At 49.0% G+C, this 22,200-nt stretch carries 20 protein-coding genes; 17 read left to right on the forward strand and 3 right to left on the reverse strand.

From position 1 onward, the window contains the following. The first annotated feature begins 390 nt into the window (after positions 1-390). A complete protein-coding gene (locus C7R91_RS17645; protein ID WP_047071259.1) occupies positions 391-849 on the forward strand; it encodes a TspO/MBR family protein in 459 nt (152 codons plus the stop codon). Positions 850-861: 12 nt separating this feature from the next. On the opposite strand, the gene C7R91_RS17650 is transcribed toward C7R91_RS17645, so the two are convergent. Next, a complete protein-coding gene (locus C7R91_RS17650) occupies positions 862-2,154 on the reverse strand; it encodes an amidohydrolase (protein ID WP_047070580.1) in 1,293 nt (430 codons plus the stop codon). Between the two features lie 218 nt (positions 2,155-2,372). On the opposite strand from C7R91_RS17650, the gene C7R91_RS17655 reads away from it, so the two are divergent. From C7R91_RS17655 to C7R91_RS17695, 9 genes are all read left to right on the forward strand, one after another. Further along, complete coding sequence (locus C7R91_RS17655) at positions 2,373-3,230, forward strand: MurR/RpiR family transcriptional regulator (protein WP_456263970.1); 858 nt, start codon at positions 2,373-2,375, stop codon at positions 3,228-3,230. Between the two features lie 17 nt (positions 3,231-3,247). Then, the gene (locus C7R91_RS17660; protein ID WP_047070582.1) at positions 3,248-4,285 is read left to right on the forward strand and encodes a serine hydrolase domain-containing protein; all 1,038 of its coding nucleotides are present in this window, start codon (positions 3,248-3,250) and stop codon (positions 4,283-4,285) included. A gap of 25 nt (positions 4,286-4,310) precedes the next feature. After that, positions 4,311-5,594 carry an ABC transporter substrate-binding protein gene (locus C7R91_RS17665; protein ID WP_047070583.1) on the forward strand — a complete coding sequence of 428 codons (1,284 nt, stop codon included), beginning with the start codon at positions 4,311-4,313 and terminating at the stop codon, positions 5,592-5,594. A 138-nt stretch (positions 5,595-5,732) separates the two neighbouring features. Beyond that, complete coding sequence (locus tag C7R91_RS17670; protein ID WP_047071262.1) at positions 5,733-6,626, forward strand: carbohydrate ABC transporter permease; 894 nt, start codon at positions 5,733-5,735, stop codon at positions 6,624-6,626. Between the two features lie 33 nt (positions 6,627-6,659). Beyond that, entirely contained in the window at positions 6,660-7,484 is an 825-nt protein-coding gene (locus tag C7R91_RS17675) for a carbohydrate ABC transporter permease (protein ID WP_047070584.1), read from the forward strand. Beyond that, positions 7,471-8,451, forward strand: coding sequence for an N-acetylglucosamine kinase (locus tag C7R91_RS17680; RefSeq protein WP_106786208.1), 981 nt, complete (start codon positions 7,471-7,473; stop codon positions 8,449-8,451). The genes C7R91_RS17675 and C7R91_RS17680 overlap by 14 nt, the downstream gene beginning before the upstream one ends. A gap of 127 nt (positions 8,452-8,578) precedes the next feature. Next, the gene (locus tag C7R91_RS17685; protein WP_047070586.1) at positions 8,579-9,991 is read left to right on the forward strand and encodes a PAS domain-containing sensor histidine kinase; all 1,413 of its coding nucleotides are present in this window, start codon (positions 8,579-8,581) and stop codon (positions 9,989-9,991) included. A 12-nt stretch (positions 9,992-10,003) separates the two neighbouring features. Then, a complete protein-coding gene (locus C7R91_RS17690; protein ID WP_007725309.1) occupies positions 10,004-10,318 on the forward strand; it encodes a DUF3870 domain-containing protein in 315 nt (104 codons plus the stop codon). A 27-nt stretch (positions 10,319-10,345) separates the two neighbouring features. Beyond that, positions 10,346-11,560, forward strand: coding sequence for a sensor domain-containing diguanylate cyclase (locus C7R91_RS17695; protein WP_047070587.1), 1,215 nt, complete (start codon positions 10,346-10,348; stop codon positions 11,558-11,560). Here the strand turns inward: C7R91_RS17695 and nhaC are convergent. Next, a complete protein-coding gene (gene nhaC, locus C7R91_RS17700; protein ID WP_047070588.1) occupies positions 11,557-12,909 on the reverse strand; it encodes a Na+/H+ antiporter NhaC in 1,353 nt (450 codons plus the stop codon). The genes C7R91_RS17695 and nhaC overlap by 4 nt on opposite strands. A gap of 322 nt (positions 12,910-13,231) precedes the next feature. Here nhaC and C7R91_RS17705 point away from each other — a divergent pair, with 322 nt between their 5' ends. The 3 genes from C7R91_RS17705 to C7R91_RS17715 are packed head-to-tail and all read left to right on the forward strand — an operon-like array spanning position 13,232 to position 15,025. Beyond that, positions 13,232-14,155: an NAD(P)/FAD-dependent oxidoreductase gene (locus C7R91_RS17705; RefSeq protein ID WP_047070589.1), complete on the forward strand. Its 924-nt coding sequence runs from the start codon at positions 13,232-13,234 to the stop codon at positions 14,153-14,155. A 21-nt stretch (positions 14,156-14,176) separates the two neighbouring features. Next, complete coding sequence (locus C7R91_RS17710) at positions 14,177-14,425, forward strand: glutaredoxin family protein (RefSeq protein ID WP_047070590.1); 249 nt, start codon at positions 14,177-14,179, stop codon at positions 14,423-14,425. Positions 14,426-14,470: 45 nt separating this feature from the next. Continuing rightward, the gene (locus C7R91_RS17715; RefSeq protein WP_047071263.1) at positions 14,471-15,025 is read left to right on the forward strand and encodes a peroxiredoxin; all 555 of its coding nucleotides are present in this window, start codon (positions 14,471-14,473) and stop codon (positions 15,023-15,025) included. A 108-nt stretch (positions 15,026-15,133) separates the two neighbouring features. Here the strand turns inward: C7R91_RS17715 and C7R91_RS17720 are convergent, their stop codons facing one another. Further along, the gene (locus tag C7R91_RS17720) at positions 15,134-16,048 is read right to left on the reverse strand and encodes an NAD(P)/FAD-dependent oxidoreductase (RefSeq protein ID WP_047070591.1); all 915 of its coding nucleotides are present in this window, start codon (positions 16,046-16,048) and stop codon (positions 15,134-15,136) included. Positions 16,049-16,490: 442 nt separating this feature from the next. Between C7R91_RS17720 and C7R91_RS17725 the strand changes: the two genes are divergently transcribed. The 4 genes from C7R91_RS17725 to C7R91_RS17740 are packed head-to-tail and all read left to right on the forward strand — an operon-like array spanning position 16,491 to position 22,173. Further along, positions 16,491-18,713: a hypothetical protein gene (locus C7R91_RS17725; RefSeq protein WP_047070592.1), complete on the forward strand. Its 2,223-nt coding sequence runs from the start codon at positions 16,491-16,493 to the stop codon at positions 18,711-18,713. Between the two features lie 21 nt (positions 18,714-18,734). Continuing rightward, on the forward strand, positions 18,735-19,925 hold the full coding sequence (locus C7R91_RS17730; RefSeq protein ID WP_047070593.1) for a HEAT repeat domain-containing protein: 1,191 nt from the start codon (positions 18,735-18,737) through the stop codon (positions 19,923-19,925). A gap of 17 nt (positions 19,926-19,942) precedes the next feature. Continuing rightward, entirely contained in the window at positions 19,943-21,385 is a 1,443-nt protein-coding gene (locus C7R91_RS17735; RefSeq protein WP_047070594.1) for a glycosyltransferase family 2 protein, read from the forward strand. After that, positions 21,382-22,173: a response regulator transcription factor gene (locus C7R91_RS17740; RefSeq protein WP_047070595.1), complete on the forward strand. Its 792-nt coding sequence runs from the start codon at positions 21,382-21,384 to the stop codon at positions 22,171-22,173. The genes C7R91_RS17735 and C7R91_RS17740 overlap by 4 nt, the downstream gene beginning before the upstream one ends. Positions 22,174-22,200 lie beyond the last annotated feature (27 nt).

The following is a 22,200-nucleotide window of genomic DNA, read 5'->3' on the forward strand; positions in this document are numbered from 1 at the left end:
AATCATGAGGTTCTTCAATTTATTAAGGCATTAAAAAATCGAATTACATGGAAAGCTCGTAGAGGAAACAGGAGAAAAAAGCGAAGATCTTAGGGACACCGACCGAGGCGCAATGAAAAAAAGAGAAACAGGCTTTTAGCGTCCACCTCTGAGACGCCTCCTGAATGGACCACTTTGGACGCGGGTTTCGCTTTTTTTCATGGAGCCGGGCAGTCAATCCCCCAGCGGGTGGCCCTAGAAGCTGAGCGTTTTCTCCTGTTTCCTCCCCGGCACTCCAGCAACATAGCAAAAAGTTTTTAATACCAAAAAGAAATCTCTGAAACTAGCATGAAAACAGAAGGACCACTCATAGATATAGAAGAGAAAGAAGAGGAAAGGGTGACTACCTGGATGAGATTGGTGCACTATAGTCTTCTATTTCTTGCGGGAGTGGTCCTCTATTCACTAGGTGGAATTGCTTTTCCAGACGGTGGGGCCTGGTATGATTCCCTGGACAAGCCAGATGGAACACCACCAATTTACTTGCTTCGTATCATCTGGCTCATTTTATATGCACTCATAGCATGGTCGTTACTGATTTTAATTCGAACGAGGCAGATAGACCGCGAGCTTTTGCTTTTATATGGGATCAATTGGTTTTTTCATCAACTTTTTTTCGTGTTGTTTATCGGTTATCAACTGCTCGTATTGGCTGCGCTGGATACCATTTTGGTGATGTATTCGGCATGGGTGCTGATTCGCGCCATTCGTCCCCACCACAAAATCGCATCCTCGCTGCTCATTCCTTATTTCATGTGGAGCGTGTTTGCGATGTGTCTCGCGATTGGCTTCTGCCTACGCAACCTGTGAGTACATAAGCAATTACAGGCCCTCGACGAGTCGTCTGGCTCGTGCTGTGGCTTCTCTCTTTACTTCCTCCCAATGGAGGGTTTGGAATTGGCGTTGATGCATCAAAATTTCTCCGTTCACAATGGTTGTATCCACATCGGCTCCCGTCGCGCTGTATGCAAGCAGGGCAGGGATGTCAAGGACAGGCTGCAGGTGTGGTTTATCCAGATCGATCAGGATGAGATCAGCTCGCTTTCCGGCTTCCAGTGTTCCGACCTCGTGATCGATCGCAAGCAATTTCGCACTTTCGATGGTAGCCATGCGCAAGGCCGCTTCGGCAGGCAGTACCGTCGGATCACCGTGCTTGAGCTTTTGCATCCAAGTCGCGGCTTTGATCTCGGCAAACATATCGAGAGTCGTGGCACTGCCAGCACCGTCTGTTCCCATCCCGACAGTGACCCCAGCCTCGATCAGCTCTCTGACAGGGGCGATGCCGCAGCCCAGCTTCAAATTGCTGACAGGATTATGTGCGACACCGCCTCTCATCCCGCGAAGAAGCGCGACATCGGATTCATTCAGATGAACAACATGCGCGAGCAAGACGTGCGTATCGTGGAACATGCCCAGTTCATGCAAATACTCCGTGGGAGTCTGATTGTACTTGGCCCGAATTTTTTCTCCTTCCTCAACCGTTTCAGCCAGATGGATGTGGAGCGGGATTTGGCGCTTGCAGGCAAGCTCGATGACTCCTTGTAAAGGCTTCGGCGGGCATGTATAAGGAGCGTGCGGACCGAGCATCGTTGTAATTCTGCCATCGCCAGCCCCCGTCCAGTTGTCGATGAGGTCCAAGGCTTCGGCCATTCGTCGTCCTCCGTCATCCTCGAGAAAGACCATGCCGCGAGTCAAGGAAGCTCTTATCCCGGAATCAAGTACAGCTTGGGCAACAGCATCCATATGCACGTACATATCGGCAAAAGCGGTCGTCCCAGAAGCGATCATTTCCGCGATCCCCAGTGTCGTTCCCCAGTAGACATCTTCTCTTGTCATCCGTGCTTCCGCCGGGAGCATCTTTTTGTCCAACCAATCCATCAGCTTGAGATCATCGGAAAAAGCACGCAGCAAAGACATGCTGGCATGGTTGTGCGCGTTGATGAGACCTGGCATCGCTACCATATTTTTAGCTAGAATGACACGGTCTGCTTCCTCTTCAATAGATGATCCTATTTTAGCGATTCGACCATCCACGATCCAAATATCTCCGAGAAATGGCTTCTCTCCTTCAACCATCGTCAATATCATGCAGTCTTTAATCAGTAACGTTTTCATGGGAAAATTCTCCTTTTGATTCCTGGTAGCGATGCAAGCGTAAAGCTTGACGCCGCGAGAAAGTCAAGGAGGGAATTTTTTGAAAAAGGGAGAACAAATTCAGAAGAGTTGTACTGAGCTTCGCGGATTTGAAATATTGTTTATTAGATAACAATTGACTAAAGAAATAATGCTACATAAAATGTAGATAAGATTTGGGGGAGAAAGAGATGTCACATATGTTAAATGGAGGGCTTGTCGGCCTGCAAGCAATCTTGGATCAATTGAAGCCTTCGGAGCGAAAAGTCGCTGATTATATCCTGGCTCACCCGGAAGATGTCGTGAAGCTATCTGTCCAAAAATTGGCGGAATATAGTGGGGTATCCGAGGCGACGATTATCCGTTTGGCTCGCTCTCTTAATATGAAGGGATATCAGGAGCTAAAGCTGCGTGTCGCGGGAGATTTGACGAAACAGACGGCGATAGGCAGCTATCAGGAGATTATGATGGAGGGGTCAGTTGAATCGATTATGCAAGCGGTCAGCTGGAACAATATTCAATCCATCCAGGATACGCTCTCCGTCTTGTCCAACGAAGAAGTAAAGAAAGCAGTCGACGTGCTGTCGGTAGCCAGAAAGATCGATGTCTACGGCGTCGGTGCATCGGCAGTCATTGCCGACGACATCCGGCAAAAATTTTCGCGGATTAATTTGTGGTGCGAGGCTTATTCGGATTTTCACGCACAATTGACATCGGCAGTCACTTTAACGGAAAAAGACGTGGTTATCGGCATATCTTATTCAGGACAGACCGAAGACATTATTCAATCGTTGACGGAGGCCAAGCAGCAGGGAGCGACCATCATTACCCTGACGAAATTCGGTCCCTCGCCAGTAGCCGAACTAGCCAACATTCGGCTGTTCACCAGCTCGGTGGAAAAAAGCATTCGCAGCGGAGCCATGGCTTCACGCATTGCCCAATTGAACGTCATCGATATTTTGTTTATTACCATGATCAGCAGGATGCAAGAGCAAGTCATTCCCCTGTTGGAAAAATCAAGGCTTGCTGTCAGTCGGACGAAACGCTCGTCGACGTAGGAGAAGGGAGGGAAGACATGGACGATCTGGAGTTGCTTTTACAAGGATGGGTGGACAACGGTTTGTTACCGGGAGCTGCCTTGCGGATCGTGCGAGATCGTCGTATCTGGTATGCGTGTGATGTCGGAACGACGAGTATCGCCAAAGACCAGCGGGTGACGCCGGATACCATGTTTGATCTGGCGTCACTCACCAAAGTGACGGCGACGATGCCTGCTATCCTCTTGCTCGTGCAGGAGGGAGTGGTAGAGCTGGATGATCAGATTGGTCGGTTTTTCCCCGATTGTCCCGCTGACAAAAAGCGGATCACACTCGCGCAGCTGCTTGCGCATACCTCAGGAATGCCGGCAGATTTGGCAGAGAGAAGGCGCGATAGCCAGATTGATTTGCCAGAGCTGTTGTATGCGCAAAAATTGATTCACGAGCCAGGGGCCCAGGTGGTTTACAGTGATTTAGGCATGATCTGGCTGGGCCTCGTTATCGAGCTGGTAACAGGAGAGCGCTTGGACCAGTTTGTTACCCGGCGCATATTCACCCCATTGGGCATGGCACATACCGTTTTCTGTCCAAACCAGCGGATTTATCGGAATATTGCGTCTACTGAATGTTGTAGCCTCACCAAATCCTACATCACAGGCGAGGTTCATGATGAGAAAGCATTTGCGATGGGAGGGGTTGCCGGACATGCTGGACTTTTCTCAACGGCTGACGATCTTTGCCGATACGCGATGAGCTGGTTGTACCAAGATCCTCGAATACTTTCGAGCGAATGGTACGAACTGGCGATTCGCAATCATACAGAGCAAGCAGGGGGGAGTAGAGGGTATGGCTGGGAGCTCAATCAAGCTTCCACCACGTTGAGCTGTGGAAGCGGCTTTCATCGTAAGAGCTTTGGGCATACGGGCTTTACTGGTACCAGTATGTGGATCGACCCAGAGCAACAGTTTGCTGTCATCTTTCTCACTAACGCCGTTCATCTAGGCCGCAATCATCAGCTTCGGCAATTACGTCCGATCTTGCACGATGCTGTTACGGCCCAGCTTTTGCAGACCTAAGGGAAGAAAAAGGGGAGGGTTTCGCATGAAGCAATTTCGTTTTGGCTATGTAGCTTCAATCGTGTTGGCTGCGGTGATGGTGGTGACAGGATGTAGCAGTGGAGGAACCGAAACAGAGTCTGGCGGCGGGCAGGGTGGAGGACAGCAGGTAACACTCTCGATGCACAGTTGGCGCGTAGAAGACACCGAGGGCTACAAAGCCATCATCAAAGCTTTTGAGGCAGACAATCCGAATATCAAGATCGACTTCAAACCATTCAAAGCAACGGAATACAATACCATCCTCAACACGGCGCTCCAAAGCGACAGTGGCCCAGATATTTTGCAGCTGCGTCCCTACGCTCCGGGTATTACCCTGGCTGAAGCTGGACATCTGGAGCCTCTCGACAATGTGCCAGGCATATCTACCATACCAAAAGACGTCCTCGCAGCCGCCACAGGTAAAGACGGTAAAGTCTACGGTGTCCCACTATCCCTGAACTCCACGCAATTTTACTATAACAAGAAAATCTTCGAGCAAAATGGCCTCCAGGCACCGAAAAGCTGGGATGAGCTGATCGCAACAGCCAAAACATTGAAAGAGAAAGGAATCGTCCCGATCTCATTCGGAGCAAAGGAAGGCTGGCTCCTCTCTCTCAGTCATGGTGTGATTGCCCCAGCTAGCTACAGCGGAACGGACTATCTCGACAAGCTGCTAAAAGGAGAAAGTGACTTAAAAAGCGCCGAGTTCCTTCAATCCGTGCAGCGTATGCAAGAACTTATTCCTTATTTCCCGGAAAATTATGTGGGTCTCGAATTGAATGATATGCGGACGTTGTTCGCCACGGAAAAAGCAGCGATGTTCATCAATGGCAGCTTTGAACTGGAAGGCATCAAAAAGCTCAACCCCGATTTGCCACTTGATTTCTTCCCAATGCCAACCAATGACGGAAAACAAGTCCTGACAACCTGGGTCGATGGTTCCTATGCCGTCAATGCCAAGTCCAAACACAAGAAAGAAGCATTGAAGTTCATGGAATTCATGGCGACGAAAAAGTTTGGGGAGCTATTCGCCAATCAGTTCAAACGAATCAGCGCGGTGCCAGGTGTATCGACAGACGATCCGCTGGTAAACAAGATGGCAGAGCTGTCCCAATCAAGCGCCACACCCTATTTGATGGTCGTCAACTTCGCGGAAGGAAAACCAACCACGAAGCAAACATTGGAAAACGCCCTCCAAGGCATGTATTTAGGCAAGCTCACCCCTGAGCAGGTCGTAGAAGAAGTACAAAAGTCGGCGGCTACCTGGTTTCCTCCCTTTAAAAAGTAGAAAATAGCAGATGGAAAAGGGGGAGTGGACCTGAACGAGGTTCACTCCCGCCTTCTGAACAGGCCGCGATGATTTTCGTAAGAAGGGGTGAGTATCATCGAGACGGTAAACAAGAAAAGCATTCGAACAAAGGGGCAGATGCGCTGGCTGATTCACTTGTTTCCGCTGCCCGCGCTTGTTATTTATACGTTGTTTGTCGTGTATCCAATCTTTTCGGCATTTTTATACAGCCTGTACGACTGGAATGGCATCAAGCGCGGAGTTTTTGTCGGACTGCAAAATTTCATTACGCTGTTTACGGTAGAGCCTTTCAACGAAATGTTTTGGAATGCTTTTCGGCATAACGTCTTCTACTTTGTGGTCGAAATGATTGTGCAAAATGGGATTGCCTTCGGACTGGCTTTTCTCATCTATCGCAAAATACGAGGTTCCGGGTTTCTCAAGATCGTTTATTTCATGCCAAGGCTGTTGTCTGTAATTGTAATTGGATTTTTGTGGAAGTTGATTTTAAATCCGAATTACGGTGCGCTGAATAGCATTTTGGCAAAAATTGGTCTAGGGGAATGGGCCAGACCATGGCTGGGTGACCCGGATACAGCGCTTCTCGCCATCATTTTGATTAACTGCTGGTTTGGCATAGGCTTTGCCATGCTGATCTTTTTGGCGGGACTTCAGTCGATCCCGGAGGATTTGATAGAGGCGGCGAGGTTGGATGGAGCAACAGGCTTGCGGATGCTGTGGAAAATGATTTTGCCGCTGTGTATGCCAGCGATCACGATTATGACGATATTTACGTTCATTCAGGCGTTTGAAGCGTTTGAGCTCGTCTACGCTATGCAAGGCTCGATGGGTGAGCCGTTTTATTCGACGGACACGCTGGCTGTTTACTTTTATCGCATGGCGTTTAGCAGCGGAGGTGGGGATGTCACGCTTGGACTCGGTTCGGCATTGGCTGTCGTGTTGTTTTTCATCGTCGGATCTGTGTCGGTGCTGTCACTCTATTTGATGAGGAAACGAGAAGTCCAACACTAATTGCGTGTTCCTGAGTGGAAAGGAGGATGCGATGTGAAAATGACTGTGGGTGGGAGAGCTGTATCTTATGTTTTGGCGTATTTATTTGCGTTAATCGCGCTATATCCGATCGTACTGATGATTTCTTCTTCCTTGAAAACAAATATGGAGATATTCGCGAGTCCGCTCTCCCTTCCGAAGACGTTTAGTCTGGATACGTACAAAAAGCTGTGGGAAGTCGTGCCTTTTGCTGACTTTTTATGGAACAGTGTATTCGTCAGTGTCCTATCTGTCTTGTTGATTACGGTTTTTTCTGCGATGGCAGCCTTTTACTTGTCGCGCTTTTCCTTTAAATGGACAGCGGGGCTCTACTTCTTTTTCATTATTGGCCTGATGATTCCGATCAAGCTGGGGATCGTTCCCTTGTTTTTGCTGATGAAGAATCTCGGCCTTTTGAATTCATTGTGGTCACTGATTCTGATTTATACGGCGGGTGGCATTCCGATCTCTGTTTTTATTTTGACTGGCTTCTTTCGGACGTTGCCGATTGAGCTGGAGGAAGCGGCGCGGATCGATGGATGCAGCCATTTTCAGGTGTTTTGGCGCGTGCTTTTGCCGCTGATTCGACCGGCCTTGGCTACGGTGGTCATTATTAATTTTATCCATGCGTGGAACGACTTTTTCTTCCCGTTGATTTTCATTCAAGAGGAAGCGCTCAAGACGATTCCGGTAGGCATGATGGTGCTGTTTGGAGAATATGAAACGGATTGGAGCCTGCTGTTTGCTGGGCTCACGTTGTCTGCTTTACCGATGATCGTCGTGTTTTTGATGGCATCGAGGCAGTTTATGGAGGGGTTGACGGCAGGTGCAGTCAAGTAATGGAGAAAAGTGGTTTATTGGGATCGATGGGGGCGGAAGCAAAACCAGAGCAGCCATCTGCAATGAGGCGGGACAGGTAAGGGCAATTGTGGTGGGGGAATCATCAAACCCGCTTTCCAGAAGCTGGAGGGATGTGGAAGCTACTCTACGCCAACTCATTGATGCTGTGAGGATAAAGGCAGGTGCCAAAGCAGCGGAGGTAGCCGGTCTGTTTATTGGGCTTGGTGGTGCAGATCGTCCGCAGATCAAGGAAAGAATTCAGCAATCCTTTGCTGATGAGTGGGGAGAACGGCTATTGATTGATAACGATGTCATCGCAGCTCTTTACGCGGGGACGTGGGGGCAGCCAGGCGTCGTTCTCCTTGCTGGTACGGGCTCGATTGCCTGTGCCTTTTCAAAAGAGGGGGCGCGGCATCGTGTAGGTGGATGGGGGTATCTGGTAGGGGATGAGGGCAGCGGGTTTGATTTGGGCAAAAAAGCGGCAAGCGCCGTATTGCGCGAATACGATGGGCGCGGTGAATCGACAGTACTGACGAGACTGTTTATGGACCACTATGGCGTCGAGCGTCCTGATGAGTTGATCAGCCTAATCTACGGGGGAAGCAATCCGCGGATGGAGCTGGCAAAAACGAGTCAACTCGTGGAACAAGCCGCAGCACTAGGTGATCCAGTGGCGAATGCATTGATCATGCAAGGAGTGGAGGATTTGCTAGAATTAGCCGATGCTTGCTTAAAAAAGGTTCAGGAGCCTGTACCAGTCGTTTTGGCGGGAGGATTGTTAACGGCCAGTACAATCCTTCGCGAACAACTGATTGGGAGAGCTTCGTTTCAAACGATCATTCCCACGGTATCCCCTGTCGTCGGAGCGCTGGTAGCGGCTTTCACAAAGCTGGGCTTCGTTGTTGACGAAAAAAAGGCAGGGAAACTGCGTGTCAGTTCAGAGGTACTGGAAAAATCGCACAATTAAATTTTCCGGGGGATGGAAACAACAGAACGAATAGGGTAAAATTGGGTGAGAATAGGATTTGAGAACGTTGTAGGCTATTTCCGTAATTTGGAGTAGCCGTTTTCTCGTCCCAGGAGGGAGGGGCACGATGAAAAATTTATTGGACAGTGGATGGAGAAGTGGTCATCTCTATCGTTCCTTCTTTGATCAAATGATTCAGGCCACTTTTCTGCTCGATCAATTTGGTAGAGTTTTTAAAGGCAATCCTGCCTGCCAAGTGTTGAATGGCTACTCCGTAGAAGAATGGGAAGGGTCCTCATTTTGGAAGCTGGCTATTTCGGAAGAACAGGAAATGGTACGCCTTCAAACACAATTTGCGATGAATGGTGATCCGAGACCTTTTTTCACCGCTTTTCGTCATAAAGATGGGACAAGCATCCCCGTGCATATTACATATGGAACCTTTTGGGAGGAAGGCACATCAATTGGGTATTATGCGATGGTGCAGAAGCTTCCGGCCCCGTTTGGGGACAGCTATGGTTCCAAACAGTGCAGAGTATTGGATATTTCAGGTGAAGGCGCGTTCATTTTCCGTGCTGGGGAGCTTCAATACGTCAATCAAGCAGGGATGAAACTGGTTGGGGCTTCCGGCTTGGACGAACTGTTATGGTATCCGTTTCAGTCATTTTTCCATCCCCGTGATGAACCGAAGATCAAGGGCCTCATCCGCACTTTGGAAGAAGGGGAAACGGCCTCGCCAATTGAGGTCGAGCTGATCCGCTTGGATGGCAGTCGGACGGACGTAGAAGTGTGTGGAACATCCGTGACGATTCAGGACAAGCTCTCCATGTACATCCTGATTCGTGATATTACGGAACGCAAACGGGCGCAAGAATTTTTGCAAAACTCGGAAAAACTCGCGCTGGTCGGGCAATTGGCGGCAGGGATCGCGCATGAGATACGCAATCCGCTTACCTCGTTAAAAGGCTTTGTGCAATTAATGCAAAAGGACGGCATGAGAAAGCCGGAGTATTTTTCGATCATGAGCTCGGAATTGGCGCGAATTGAGATGATTGTATCAGAGCTGTTGGTCTTGGCGAAGCCGCATACGGCCGTGTTTGAAGCCCGCGATCTGTCCAACCTGATCACGCATGTGGTTACGCTCTTGGAGACGGAGGCGATTTTGAAAAAGGTCATGATTCAGGTCGTTTTCGAATCGGAAGTCCCCTTGATCCATTGCGATGAGAATCAGTTGAAGCAAGCCTTCATTAACTTTTTGAAAAATGGGATCGAAGCGACCGCAGGGAATGGAGAAATTGTGATTCGACTGCGGTGTGAAGATGACCGGGTCATCATTCGGTTTGAAGACAACGGAGTGGGGATCCCGGCCCATCAGATGGCGAGATTGGGAGAGGCTTTTTTCACGACGAAGGAAACGGGGACGGGCCTGGGATTGATGGTGAGCCGCAAAATCATCGAGAACCATCGGGGGACTTTGCGGTTGATTAGTACCCCAGGTAACGGAACGGCAGTTGAGGTATGCTTGCCGATCAGCAGCTAGGAGGACGACTGGATGAACAAAAATACGGTACTGACAGCAGGCTTCGCCCAAATCCCCAAGGGAACTACCTTGTACGAGGTTTCTACCATGGTAGGCTGTGTACTCATCATTGATGTAGACGCCGAAGTGATTTGCGACGCCAGCTTTACCTTTGTCATGGACAAGACGAGCGAGTTTTTGGTGAGCTTGCTTGTAGGCAAGACAGTTGCAGATGGCATGCAGGAGATCACGAAGGCGATCCAAGAACGTTTTTTAGCACCTGGTCAGGGAGCTGTCTTGCAAGCCATCCGTGCAGCTATTGAGCGATATCATGAAAAAAAAGCGTAAAGCTACCCAATAGCCGGAGGGTTTACTATGCATGAGAAGCACGACGTTAGAGAAGCGTATGCAAGACAGTTGTTGGAGCGTTATAGCCAATGGCTTGGCAACATAGAAGAAGTCGAGCTTGGAGAGGTTGAAGCGTTATCTCGTGAGGTAGACAGCATGCTGTCGGAACAGGACAGTGCCTTGCATGCAGAACTGCTGAAGCAGATTGTGGAGCTGCGAAATAAGGTAACCGAAATGATGTGGATCTCTGAGCATATGAAGATTTTGCACGATCTCAGCCACATTTTTGCCAAAACATTTGAGGAATGCAAAATTTTGTGGAAAGCATTCGAACTGGTCTCGCGCGTCATGCGTGCAGATGCTTTCTTTATTGCCTTTTATGATGAAGGCGACAGTGAGATCAGAATTCCGATCAGCATCGATAATGGGGTCAATTATGGTCCGCTCACGATTCCTTATGGGCAAGCGATGGTGTCCAAAGTGATTGATACACGGGAAACCATCCACATCAAGACGATGAAGAACGAACCAAGCGAGCCGGAAATGATCCGCTGGGGAAGCCCGGAAATTGATACGAATACATGCATTTTCGTTCCACTCATGCTGGGGAATCAGATCAAAGGCGTTATTTCTGCCCAGTCTTATCGCGAATTCGCCTATAAAAAAGAGCACGAGGAACTACTGAAAATCATTGGTTTTCAGGTAGCAAGTGCTATCGAAACGGCGCGTTTGTATGAGCGAATGTACCAGATGTCGTTTCAGGATGAGCTGACAGGAATTGCGAACTATCGTGCTTTCCATCGTGATTTGGAAAAGCTGCTGAGTGAAGAGGATGCGTCTGTCTCTTTGATCATGCTGGATTCAGACAGCTTAAAAGCGGTGAACGACCATTATGGTCATCATGCAGGGGACGCATTGATTAAACAAATTGCCGAAGCGATGAAAGAAGTGGCGGGGCCAGAGGATACTGCGTATCGTTATGCGGGAGACGAGTTCATGCTGCTTTGCCCCGGATCGTCCATGAAGATGGCAGAAGAAAAAGCGCATGCCATCCGGGAATATTTACGGTTGCGCCCCTTAATACAGGACGATTGCTGCATCTTGATAGCGGTCAGTGTTGGCATTGCGCGCTATCCTCAAGACGCAAACACGGCAGATGGCTTGAAGCGGGCAGCAGATGAGGCACTGTACCGCTCCAAGCGCAAAGGGAAAAACTGTACGACCGTGTATGCAGCCGGCTAAGCTTTCTGCCGACGCATGGCGAATAGAAACGTCAAAATTGGCGAGATCCACAGGTAGATGACGTAAGGCAAGTATTCCAGTGTGGATACATGCAAGGTAGCGGTAAAGAATGCACCACTTACTCCCCATGGAATGAGTGGGTTGACGAGTGTCCCGCAGTCTTCGAGAGTACGAGACAGTCGTCTGCCCGCCATTCCGCGAGCTGCGAATGCTTCACGAAACATCTGCCCAGGGAGCAGGATAGACAAATATTGTTCTCCTGTCAGCAGATTTACGAGAATAGAAGAAGATCCGGCAAGTCCGACCATCTCAGCGTCTCGTTTGATTCGATTGATGAATCCGGAAAAGAGTGCATGAAACACACCGCTGTATTGCAGGATACCGCCTAAAGACAAGGCAATCAAAATCAAGGCGAGGGACCAGGTCATTGACAACAGTCCACCGCGGTCTACAATCGATGCAACGGCTTCATTGGCGATATTGCTGGTGAAGCCTTTTTGCATGACAGTCATCCATTCGACCGGAGAGGTAACTCCTTCGGAAAGAGCAGCTGCAACAATCCCGCTCAAAATCCCGAATACCAATGTAGGCAAAATCGGTTTTCGCAGCGCTGAGCATAACAGGACGACGAATGCTGGCAGCAGCGATAAGAGGCTAAGCGAGAAATTTTGTTCCAAAGCAAGCTGGATTCCTTGAATGGCGTCTAGATTCACACTGGCGCTTTGTCCTTGAATTCCGAAGAAGATTGCGGTAATGACAAGGGCAGGAACGGCAGTGCGTGACATGAACTTGACGTGCTCCGACAACGAAACGCCTGCAATGGCTGCTGCAAAGTTGGTCGTATCGGAGAGCGGCGACATTTTATCCCCGAAGCATGCTCCACAAATAATGGCTCCGGCTGTAATCAACGGATCAAGTCCGAGTGCAGTCGAGACCCCCATCATAGCGACCCCTACCGTACTGATCGTGGTAAAGGAGCTTCCTGTAACAGTTGAGACGATCACCGTCAGAAACAGGGCGGAGAGTGTGAAGTACTCCGGTGAGATGAGCGAAATGCCGAGGTGCAGAATCATCGGAACGGTTCCACTCATCATCCATACCCCGATCAAAATGCCGATTAAGGAAAGAATCAGCATGGGGGCGATCGCGGTTTGAATGCCTTTGATCAAGCCCTCCTCCATTTGCTTCCACGGAACGCCGAACAGGAAGAGAAGAGTGGCAGCTCCGATGGTTGCGAGGAAGAGCGGCATATGCGGCTCAACTTTGCCCCAGAAAAGGGCAGGAAACAAGATTCCGAATACGGTGACAAGCACCCAAATACTTTGCGAAAAAGATAATGGCTTGTTCATAATGGCAACTCCTTGTTAAATCAGGCTGAAGCAGTGAGAAGGTACATTTTACTTTCGTACTTTTGTGCTTTCTTGCTTTTGTGCGTTCAAGTGTTAGTGGTACTTTATCCTGATTTACTTGTTTCGTCAACGAGATGAAGTGAATTCGGAATCGTAAAATAATACAGACAAGTATGCAGGGTGCCGAGTGATACGAATCTTAGAATCCTTATTTAAAATTATTACAAAAAGATATTGACTTTAAAAATATATCAAGTACAATGATAATTGTTCCTAGTTGATAATAATTACAATTTGATAATAAGGAAAGGGGGAGCCGTTCATGTATGATGTCATCATCATCGGGGGAGGACCAGCTGGTGCTTCCGCTGCCATTTATACAGCTCGTGGAAATCTAAAGACGCTCGTCATCGATAAGGCACCCGGAACCGGGGCGCTTGCCCTGACACATAAAATTGCCAACTACCCAGGGGTTGAAGGCGAGATGACTGGGAAAGAACTGCTGGATAAAATGCGCAGACAAGCGGAGGGCTTCGGTGCAGAATTTATCCAGACGACGATCTCTGCTGTAGATGTAGAGGATGAGGAAAAAAGCATCTTCACGGCTCATGGTACTTTCCAAGCAAAGGCCGTGATCGTAGCGACTGGTTCCAAAGGGCGTAACCGTATGCTTCCAGGAGAAGAGCAATTGCTCGGACGAGGAGTGAGCACTTGCGCGACATGTGACGGAGCTTTTTATGAAGGCAAGCATGTTGCAGTCATCGGTGATTCGGAGGAAGCATTGGAAGAAGCGCATGCACTGACCAAATTTACGGACAAGATCACTTTCTTGGTGCCGCGCGCTGATCTGCAAGGAGTAGATGAACTACCTGAGCTGCCGAACACGGAAATGCGTTTCCGCACGCGCCCATTGGAAATCGTGGGAGAGAAGGCGGTCGAAGGGTTGCGCATTCGCAGGGCAGAAGGAACGGAGGAAATGCTTTCCGTAGACGGGGTTTTCGTCTTCCTGTCTGGCAGCAAGCCGGGTACCGATTTCTTGGATGGACAAGTTCCCCTCGATGAGGAAGGATTTATGATTCTAGATGAGTTCATGCAGTCTTCTGTTCCAGGCGTATTTGGAGCGGGAGAGGTGCGCAAAACACCTGTGAAGCAAGCAGTAGTCGCTGCGGCAGACGGTGCCATTGCGGCTATGGCTGTAGACAAATACATCAACAAGCGCTCCAAAGTTGTTCCACAGTACAAATAGAAGAAAAGGAGAGAAACAAACATGGCACAAGCAATCGTATACTCCAGCACAAATTGCAACTTCTGCAAGCAATTAAAGACGTATTTAACAGAACAAAACATTTCTTTCGAAGAGCGGAACATTGATGAAAAAGAAGAGTACGGCCAGGAGCTGAGCCGTTTGGGCGTGATGTCCGTTCCCTTGACAGTCATTGGTGAAAAGCAAATTTTGGGCTTCAACCCGACACGCATCAAAAAAGCACTGGCAGCATTGGAAGAGACAGCGAAGTAAATTTTAGCAGATACCATATAAAAGGAGAGATTTATCATGACAGCAATGACAACACAGCAAACTGTACAACTTCAAGTAGGAAAACCAGCACCTGACTTTAACATGGTTACAACGAAAAACCTCGAGACACTGGAAGAACGTGTGTCGCTGGCTGATTACAAAGGAAAATGGCTGATTTTGTTCTTCTGGCCGTTCGACTTCACATTCGTTTGCCCGACAGAGGTAACGTCGTTTAGCGACAACATGGAAGAGTTCGAAGATTTGGATTGCGAAGTGCTGGGCGTATCCACGGATAGCGTACATACGCACCGGGCATGGATCAAAACACCCCGCGATGAAAATGGCATCGGTGAAGTAAACTTCCCGCTCGCGAGCGACTTCAAAAAAGAGACGGCACGAGCTTATGGTGTTCTGGACGAAGAGACCGGCGCAGCTCACCGTGGCTTGTTCATCATCGATCCAGACGGCATTCTGCGCTACCAAGTGGTAACTGACATGAACGTAGGCCGCAGCGTCACAGAAACGACTCGTATTTTGCAAGCCCTGCAAGCTGGCGGTTTGTGCCCGGCGAACTGGAAACCAGGACAGAAGACGCTGTAATCAAAGAAAGAGCTTCGCTTCTATAATATAGAAGAAGGACAGTCCCACCCATCTATTGCAGACGGAGGGATTGTCCTTTTTTTATGGAAGGAACACGGAGGGATGGAGCTAACTCTGGCGATTCCATTCCTCTACAAGCAGTTCGTTGTTGATACTCATGCCAGCTACAGAGCCAAGAGCCGCGGCAGCAATCACCTGGTATTGTGTAGTTGCTGCATCGCCTGCACTGTAGACACCCGGTACGCTCGTTTTCCCAAAACTGTCGACGATGACCATGCCTGCTTCTGATACCTGGCAGCCTAACGCTTTAGGCAAGTCAGATCCAGCGACAAGTTTTGGGGCAAAAAAGATCCCCGTGCACGAAATGCTATTGCCATCTACAAGATTAACGCGCTGTACCATCCCATCGACAGATACAATTCGCTCGATCGGGGAGTCAAAGACAGGAACGCGATGCTGCAACAGCTCCATTCTTTGTTCTTCCGTGAATTGATCTGGTCCATTGGTGCAGATGGTGTATTGATGGGTCCAACCAGACAGCATTTTTGCCAAATGTAATGCTTTCTCTCCGTTGGCAATCAAGACAAGTGGCTGGTCGCGTAATTCCCATCCATCACAATAAGGGCAGACAAAAGCACTTTTTCCATACACTTCTGCCAATCCGTTAACAGGCAAAGGAAGATCCTTCATTCCCACTGCGAACAACAGCTTTTTGCTTTGATAGGTCGTTCCCTGTGCAGTCGAAATGAGAAAATTTCCATCGTGTCCCGTGATCGTTACAGCTGTATCCTCCACAAAGTGAACAGAGGAGTAAGCGCTGATTTGCTCTCTTGCAATGCGACGAAATTCACTCGGCGTGATGCCGTCTCGCGTAAGAAAGCCATGTGACTCACGTGTAACGCGATTCCGCGGACGGCCTTCATCGATAACAACCACGCTTTTTCTTGCCCTGCCAAGTGCGAGAGCGGCACTCATACCTGCTGGTCCGCCGCCAATAATCCCTACATCGATAAGTTGATTCATGTTTGCATACCGCCTTTGCAGATTCTTTATATCCTTAATTAAAAGCCAAAAACCACTATTATAGACCTATAATATCTATTATAAGCAAACCTTCCTAAGAATCAAGCGGAGAAACACTTTGTATTCTTTTTGTAAAATAATCCCCTATATCGGCAAAATTCATCTTCTTCCAAATAGTAGCAACCTACCATTTTCACAAGCGAAAAGGAAAAAAAAGGAAGCGAAAATATACCTAATTGAGAAAAAGTGTGGGCCAGAAGACCGTCCCGGTTGCAGGACTTCCCTCCAAAAAACGTAGGACGATGGAGGTGAATCCGCCCCAATATTACATTTTCATGACAAATCTAAAAAAGACACAATAGTGAATTTTGTCTATGGGAACGATTTGCTCCCTATGTTTACAATGACTGTGACGTGGCAACATATCGGAGGTTGACGAGAAATGGAGCCAACAAAAAAGAGAAGATGGCGCTGGATGAGCCTGACCATGCTGGTCGTGGTGGGGGTAAGTGCCTTCTGGTGGTTTTGGGCAGCAGATCGAGTCGAAAGCATGGAGACGACTACAGGTGCTCAATTGAAATTTCGCGCAAGTGGCGAGCTGTTCGAAGTCTATCAGAATCAGAAATGGCAGCCCTTTTTTGCGAAAGGCGTCAATTTGGGGGCATCGCTACCGGGTCATTATCCGGGTGAGCTTCCCATAACAAGAGAGGATTACATGCGCTGGTTCGCAATGATCGACGAGATGGGAGCGAACGTCATTCGTGTGTATACCATCCATTCTCCTGTCTTTTATGAAGCACTGGTTGATTACAATCGGCGCAAAGAAGGGGACCCTCTTTATTTGATGCAGGGCATTTGGAGTCCAGAAGAGCTGTTGATTGAAAAGAAAGACGCTTATTTGCCAGAGATTCGCGAGGAGTTTCGACAAGAAATCAAGGATGCAGTCGGCGCTGTCTACGGAGATATCACCCTGCCGGAAAAATCGGGAAAGGCAAGCGGTACATACCGTGCCAATGCGGGCAAATACTTGATCGGCTGGCACACAGGGACCGAGTGGGACCCGGTGATGGTGCGAAACACCAACCGCCTGCATCAAAAAGTGGCTCCCTATCAAGGGAAGTACTTCCACGCGACACCGAATGCAACTGCTTTTGAGACATGGCTTGCTGAAATGGTGGATACCGTCGCAGTGGAGGAGAGCAAATACGGTTGGCAGCATCCGATGACCTTCACCAATTGGGTGACAACAGACCCCTTATCACATCCGGGAGAGCCGATCCATCACGAAGATTTGGTCAGTGTCGATCCTACCCATATAGAGCCGACGCAATGGGAGGCAGGCTACTTCGCTTCCTATCACGTGTACCCGTATTATCCGGATTTCTTCCGCTACGACACTACCCTGCAACAGCTAAAGAACGATGCAGGGCAAATCGATACGTACAAAGCGTATTTGCGACAACTGAAGCAGTATCACAAAAACATGCCGATCATGGTGACGGAATTTGGGGTCCCGGCATCGGTGGGAGTCGCCCATCTGGGCAATTTGGGGCGCAATCAGGGTGGTCATTCAGAAAAGCAGCAGGGAGAGATTGATGTCGATCTTTTGCAAGAAATTCATCAGGAGGGGTATGCAGGAGCAATCGTATTCGTCTGGCAGGACGAGTGGTTCAAAAAAACGTGGAACACGATGCGTTTTGAGTTGCCGGAGGATCGGCGCTCCCTGTGGATCAATGTGTTGACCAACGAGTCCCTTTTTGGAGTCCTCGGCATGTATCCGAACAAAGAAGGCGTGCTGACCATCGATGGGAATCGCACAGATTGGGATCAGCTCGTGCCGGAAGAGAAGCAACGCCTCGATGTTCAAGTCCCGGGCGTCGAGGAAATCTGGATGACACATGATGAAGGGTACGTCTATTTCCTTGCTCAATTGAAGGAAGAGTTTGACCCGGCAAAACAACAGCTCTATGTGGGCGTTGATACGCTTCCTGGCGGGAACAAGCATGCGGCTCAGCTTCCCGGCCTGACATTGGATGAGGGGCTAGAGACGTTGATCGCGTTGGGAAAAGCAGACGAGAGCCAGATTCAAATCGCTTCCAATTACGACTTTCATGCACGCTTATACGGAAAACGCTACGGCATGCTTGCGGTCAAGGAAGAGGAGAAAAAAGACAATTCCGGGATTTTCAAGCCGTGGAAGCTGGCTGTTAGCCTGGAGATGGAGCCGCCAGACAGCAAGAAGTACTATCCGTTGGAGGAAGTCGAGGTCGGCAAGCTAATCCGGGGAACGACAGATGCCGAAGACCCGCAGTACGACTCACGAACCGCCTGGCAAGCAAAGGGCAAAGTGGTAGAGCTGAGAGTACCGTGGATGCTGCTTGGATTTACAGACCCGAGCTCCTTGTCCGTCATGAGCTATGAAGATGACGGCAAAAGCTTCACGACGAAGACGACGAAAGGCATTCGCATCGTGCCGCTCTTGGTGGATACAGCGACGAAACAAATTGTCGGGCAAAACACTTATGCAGTGACGAAGCTCCCGATGTATACATGGCAAGGCTGGGAGCAGGTCGGCTATCACGAACGCAAAAAACAGAGCTATTCCATACTAAAAAAAGCATTCCATGAGATTGAGGCTCCGGTGAAGATCGGGACTCAGCCTTGATTGGATAGGAGAGTGGCAAACGTGCAAACACCATTGGCGACGGCAATTGTTTTTCTGTACGCGCTATGTGGATTGACAGTGCTAGGCTTGCTTGTCTTGTTCGCACTGAAGCTGCGCAACATTTCGGTGGAGAAACAGACCATGCGTTGTCTGGAAAAATATCGCGACTACTTCGTTTACCTGCAAGCACACGGGGAAGAAGAGGAGCGCTTGCAAGTGCCTTATGGCGATGTGACGCAAAAAGAAAAGCAAATCATTCAGAAAAAGCTGTTTGAGCTGATGGAGCGAGTCACAGGCATTCATCGGGACAAGCTGATCTGGCTCTGCGAGGATATGGGACTCGTAGAGCTGGACATGCAAAGACTAAATGGCTGGTGGAAATGGACGAGAGTGGATGCCGCTTACAATTTGGGGATCATGCGCTCCAAGCTCGCCGTACCTGCACTACTCACCCTCCTGCAAAAAAACACGAATGACACCAGTGTTTTTATCATTGCGCGCTCCGTCGCCAAATGTGCACGCAACACAGAAGACTTGCGGGAAATGGTGACCCACGTTGTCGGAGCGAAGAAAAATGTCCAACAGCTTATCGTGGACATCATCAGTGATGCGCAGGTGGATACAGCACCGCTTTTCGCACAGTTTTTACAAGAATCCGATGCTGAACTGGTCAAAATCGGACTGATAGGCTACGCCGTGCATGCCCAGCCCGGCATTGAGCCTGCGTTATACCAGCTCATTCAGTCTCCTGACAAGGAAGTCCGAATCAAGGCAGTAAAGCTTATGAGTCGGGATATCCGCTATATGAATGAGCAGGCAGTCACGGATTTTATGAACCACAAAGATTGGGAAATTCGGGCAATGGCAGCGAAAGCAATTGGCTCACTGAAATTGTATTCGTACATCGCCTTGCTGAAAAAGGCGGTGGGCGATGCGAACTGGTGGGTTCGTCATCACAGTGCACGCAGCCTGGCGCAGCTAGAGGTCGAAGGCTTTGCTGCCCTGTGTGAAATTTTGCAGGAAGAGAGAAACGGTCATAAGAGCGAGATGGCTCATCAAGTGATCCAGGAGGAGCTGGAAAAAGAAAAGCTGGTTCTTAAGGGTGGGACTGCAACAGCGACAGAGAAGCTCGTGCAATACAACGAAAAGCTGCATCTGTACCGCAAGTCGTACCGCAAAACGATCTCCACGGTTCAGGCACTGGAAAGATAGAGCGAAAGGAGGCTGCCATGAGAGATTTTCTACTTTACTACGGTGTGTTTGCGATCTATTACGTCATCACGATCAACTCTCTGTACTTCATCATCATGCTGTTCTCGTTCAAGAGCATCATGGGAATCTTAAAAAGCTCCATCTATTCGAGATTCCAGACACTTTCAGGCTCTGAGCACGTTCCGCCGATTTCGATTCTCGTGCCGGCATACAACGAGGAGCTGACGATTATTGAAAATGTAAGGTCGCTCTTATCCTTGAACTATCCGCGCTACGAGGTGCTCGTAGTCAACGATGGATCGAAGGATGCTACCTTGCAGGTATTAATTGACGAATTTTCACTGGTTTACTCCGAGCACATGCCGTTGCAGCCGCTTCTGCATACGTCGAACATCAGGGGAATTTACCACAATCCGGCTTTTCCGAATCTGTATTTGATCGACAAAGAGAACGGAGGAAAAGCTGACTCGCTCAATGCGGGGATCAATCTCTCCCATTATCCGTTGATCGCATCCATTGATGCAGATTCCTTGCTGGAAAAAGACGCGCTGATTCGCATTGCGAAGGTGTATATGGAAAACCCGGATGAAACAGTTGCCATCGGGGGAGATATCCGCATTGCCAACGGCTGCAAGATCGAAGACGGTGTCGTGAAAGACATTCGTTTGCCAGACAAGTTTTTGCCGATGATGCAATCCGTTGAATACCTCAAGGCATTTCTCGGGGGACGGATCGGCTGGAGCGCAATCAACGGATTGATTATCGTCTCGGGTGCGTTCGGTGTTTTTCGCAAGGATTACATCATCAAGGTAGGCGGCTATCGTGAGGGGTATCCAGGTGAAGACATGAACATCATCATCAAGCTGCACAAGTACATGCTGGAAAACAAGCTGCCGTACCGTGTGGCATTTTGCCCCGATGCGGTCTGCTGGACACAAGCGCCGGATACGCTGAAAATTTTGGGCAGTCAACGGCGCAGATGGGGACGCGGCAATCTGAAAAATATGATTGAGTACGGCAGACACATGGTGTTTCGCCCCAAGTACAAGCTGTTCGGGATGCTCACGCTACCGTTCAATATCTTGTTTGAAACCTTGAATCCGTACTTTCGCATCACAGGTCTATTGGCCCTCATCGGGTACACCTTGCTGGATATGACCAACGGCTACGTCCTCTTACTCTACGGCTTGCTCAATGTGCTGTATGGCGTGCTGCTTGGCATTGGCTCCTTATTGCTGGAGGAAATCGCGTTTCGACGGTATCCGCGTTTTCGGGACATTGTCAAAATGCTTTTCTATACGATTCTGATGTTCTTCGGCTATCGGCAAATCGGCGTCATCTGGAGATTCCTCGGTCATATTGAATTTTTGCGCAACAACAACTCCTGGGGAACGATGACGCGGACGAGCTGGCAGACGAAGGGCAGCGAAAACATTTCAAGTTTGGAGGCTAGATCATGAGTAATCTCGTACCAGTTTTTTACGAGCATCTGAGCAAGATGGAGGAGAAACAATTGGCGTGTGGGGTTATTCTGGCAGCTTGCAAAACCCTCACGAAAGAGTCAATCGAGCTGATCAAGCAAGACCTGGGCACTCGTTCAGGAGACGGCTCCGAGGTTGCCTTGCACTATGCGTATGACAAGAACAAGCAGCTCTTCGGAATCCTGCTGGAAGGACAGAAGCTTTCGAACACCCATTTCTATGCTTTGCGTGTCAAAGACTATTTGCAAGAGCACAAATTGCTAACAGGCAGCCTTTTGATTGCGAGTTTTCCCGAAAGCTCTCGCTCGTCCGGTCAAATGCTGATGCGGATGATCCAAGAGATGAGAGAGCCAGGCGCTCATGGGGAAATCAAGATTTACGAGCAGAATCCCGCTCCAAAAGAGGAGCCGGCAAGTATTTTGCTGGTTAACCATGATGAGACTGTCAACGAGTTTTTGAGCATCTACTTTCAGCGCAAAGGGTATCTCGTTACGGTAGCCAATGACGGGATGGATGGCATGGAAAAATATCAGGAGGTCGCCCCTGATCTCGTGATAACCGACCTGAATCTTCCTATCCTCAATGGATACCAGCTCATGGAAAAAATCAAGCATATCAGCGCTTCTATGAGCAAAATTATGGTGCTCACAGACAAACGTCTGGAAGAAGATGTGCAAAAATCATTTGCAATGGGAGCATCTGACTACATTACCAAACCATTCTCCCCGGTAGAACTGGAAGCCAGGGTGAAAAGGCTGATTTTATAATTCTAGAAAGAGAAAGGGAGAGAACCG

The sequence above is a fragment of the Brevibacillus formosus genome (assembly GCF_003013405.1).
Lineage (GTDB): Bacteria > Bacillota > Bacilli > Brevibacillales > Brevibacillaceae > Brevibacillus > Brevibacillus formosus.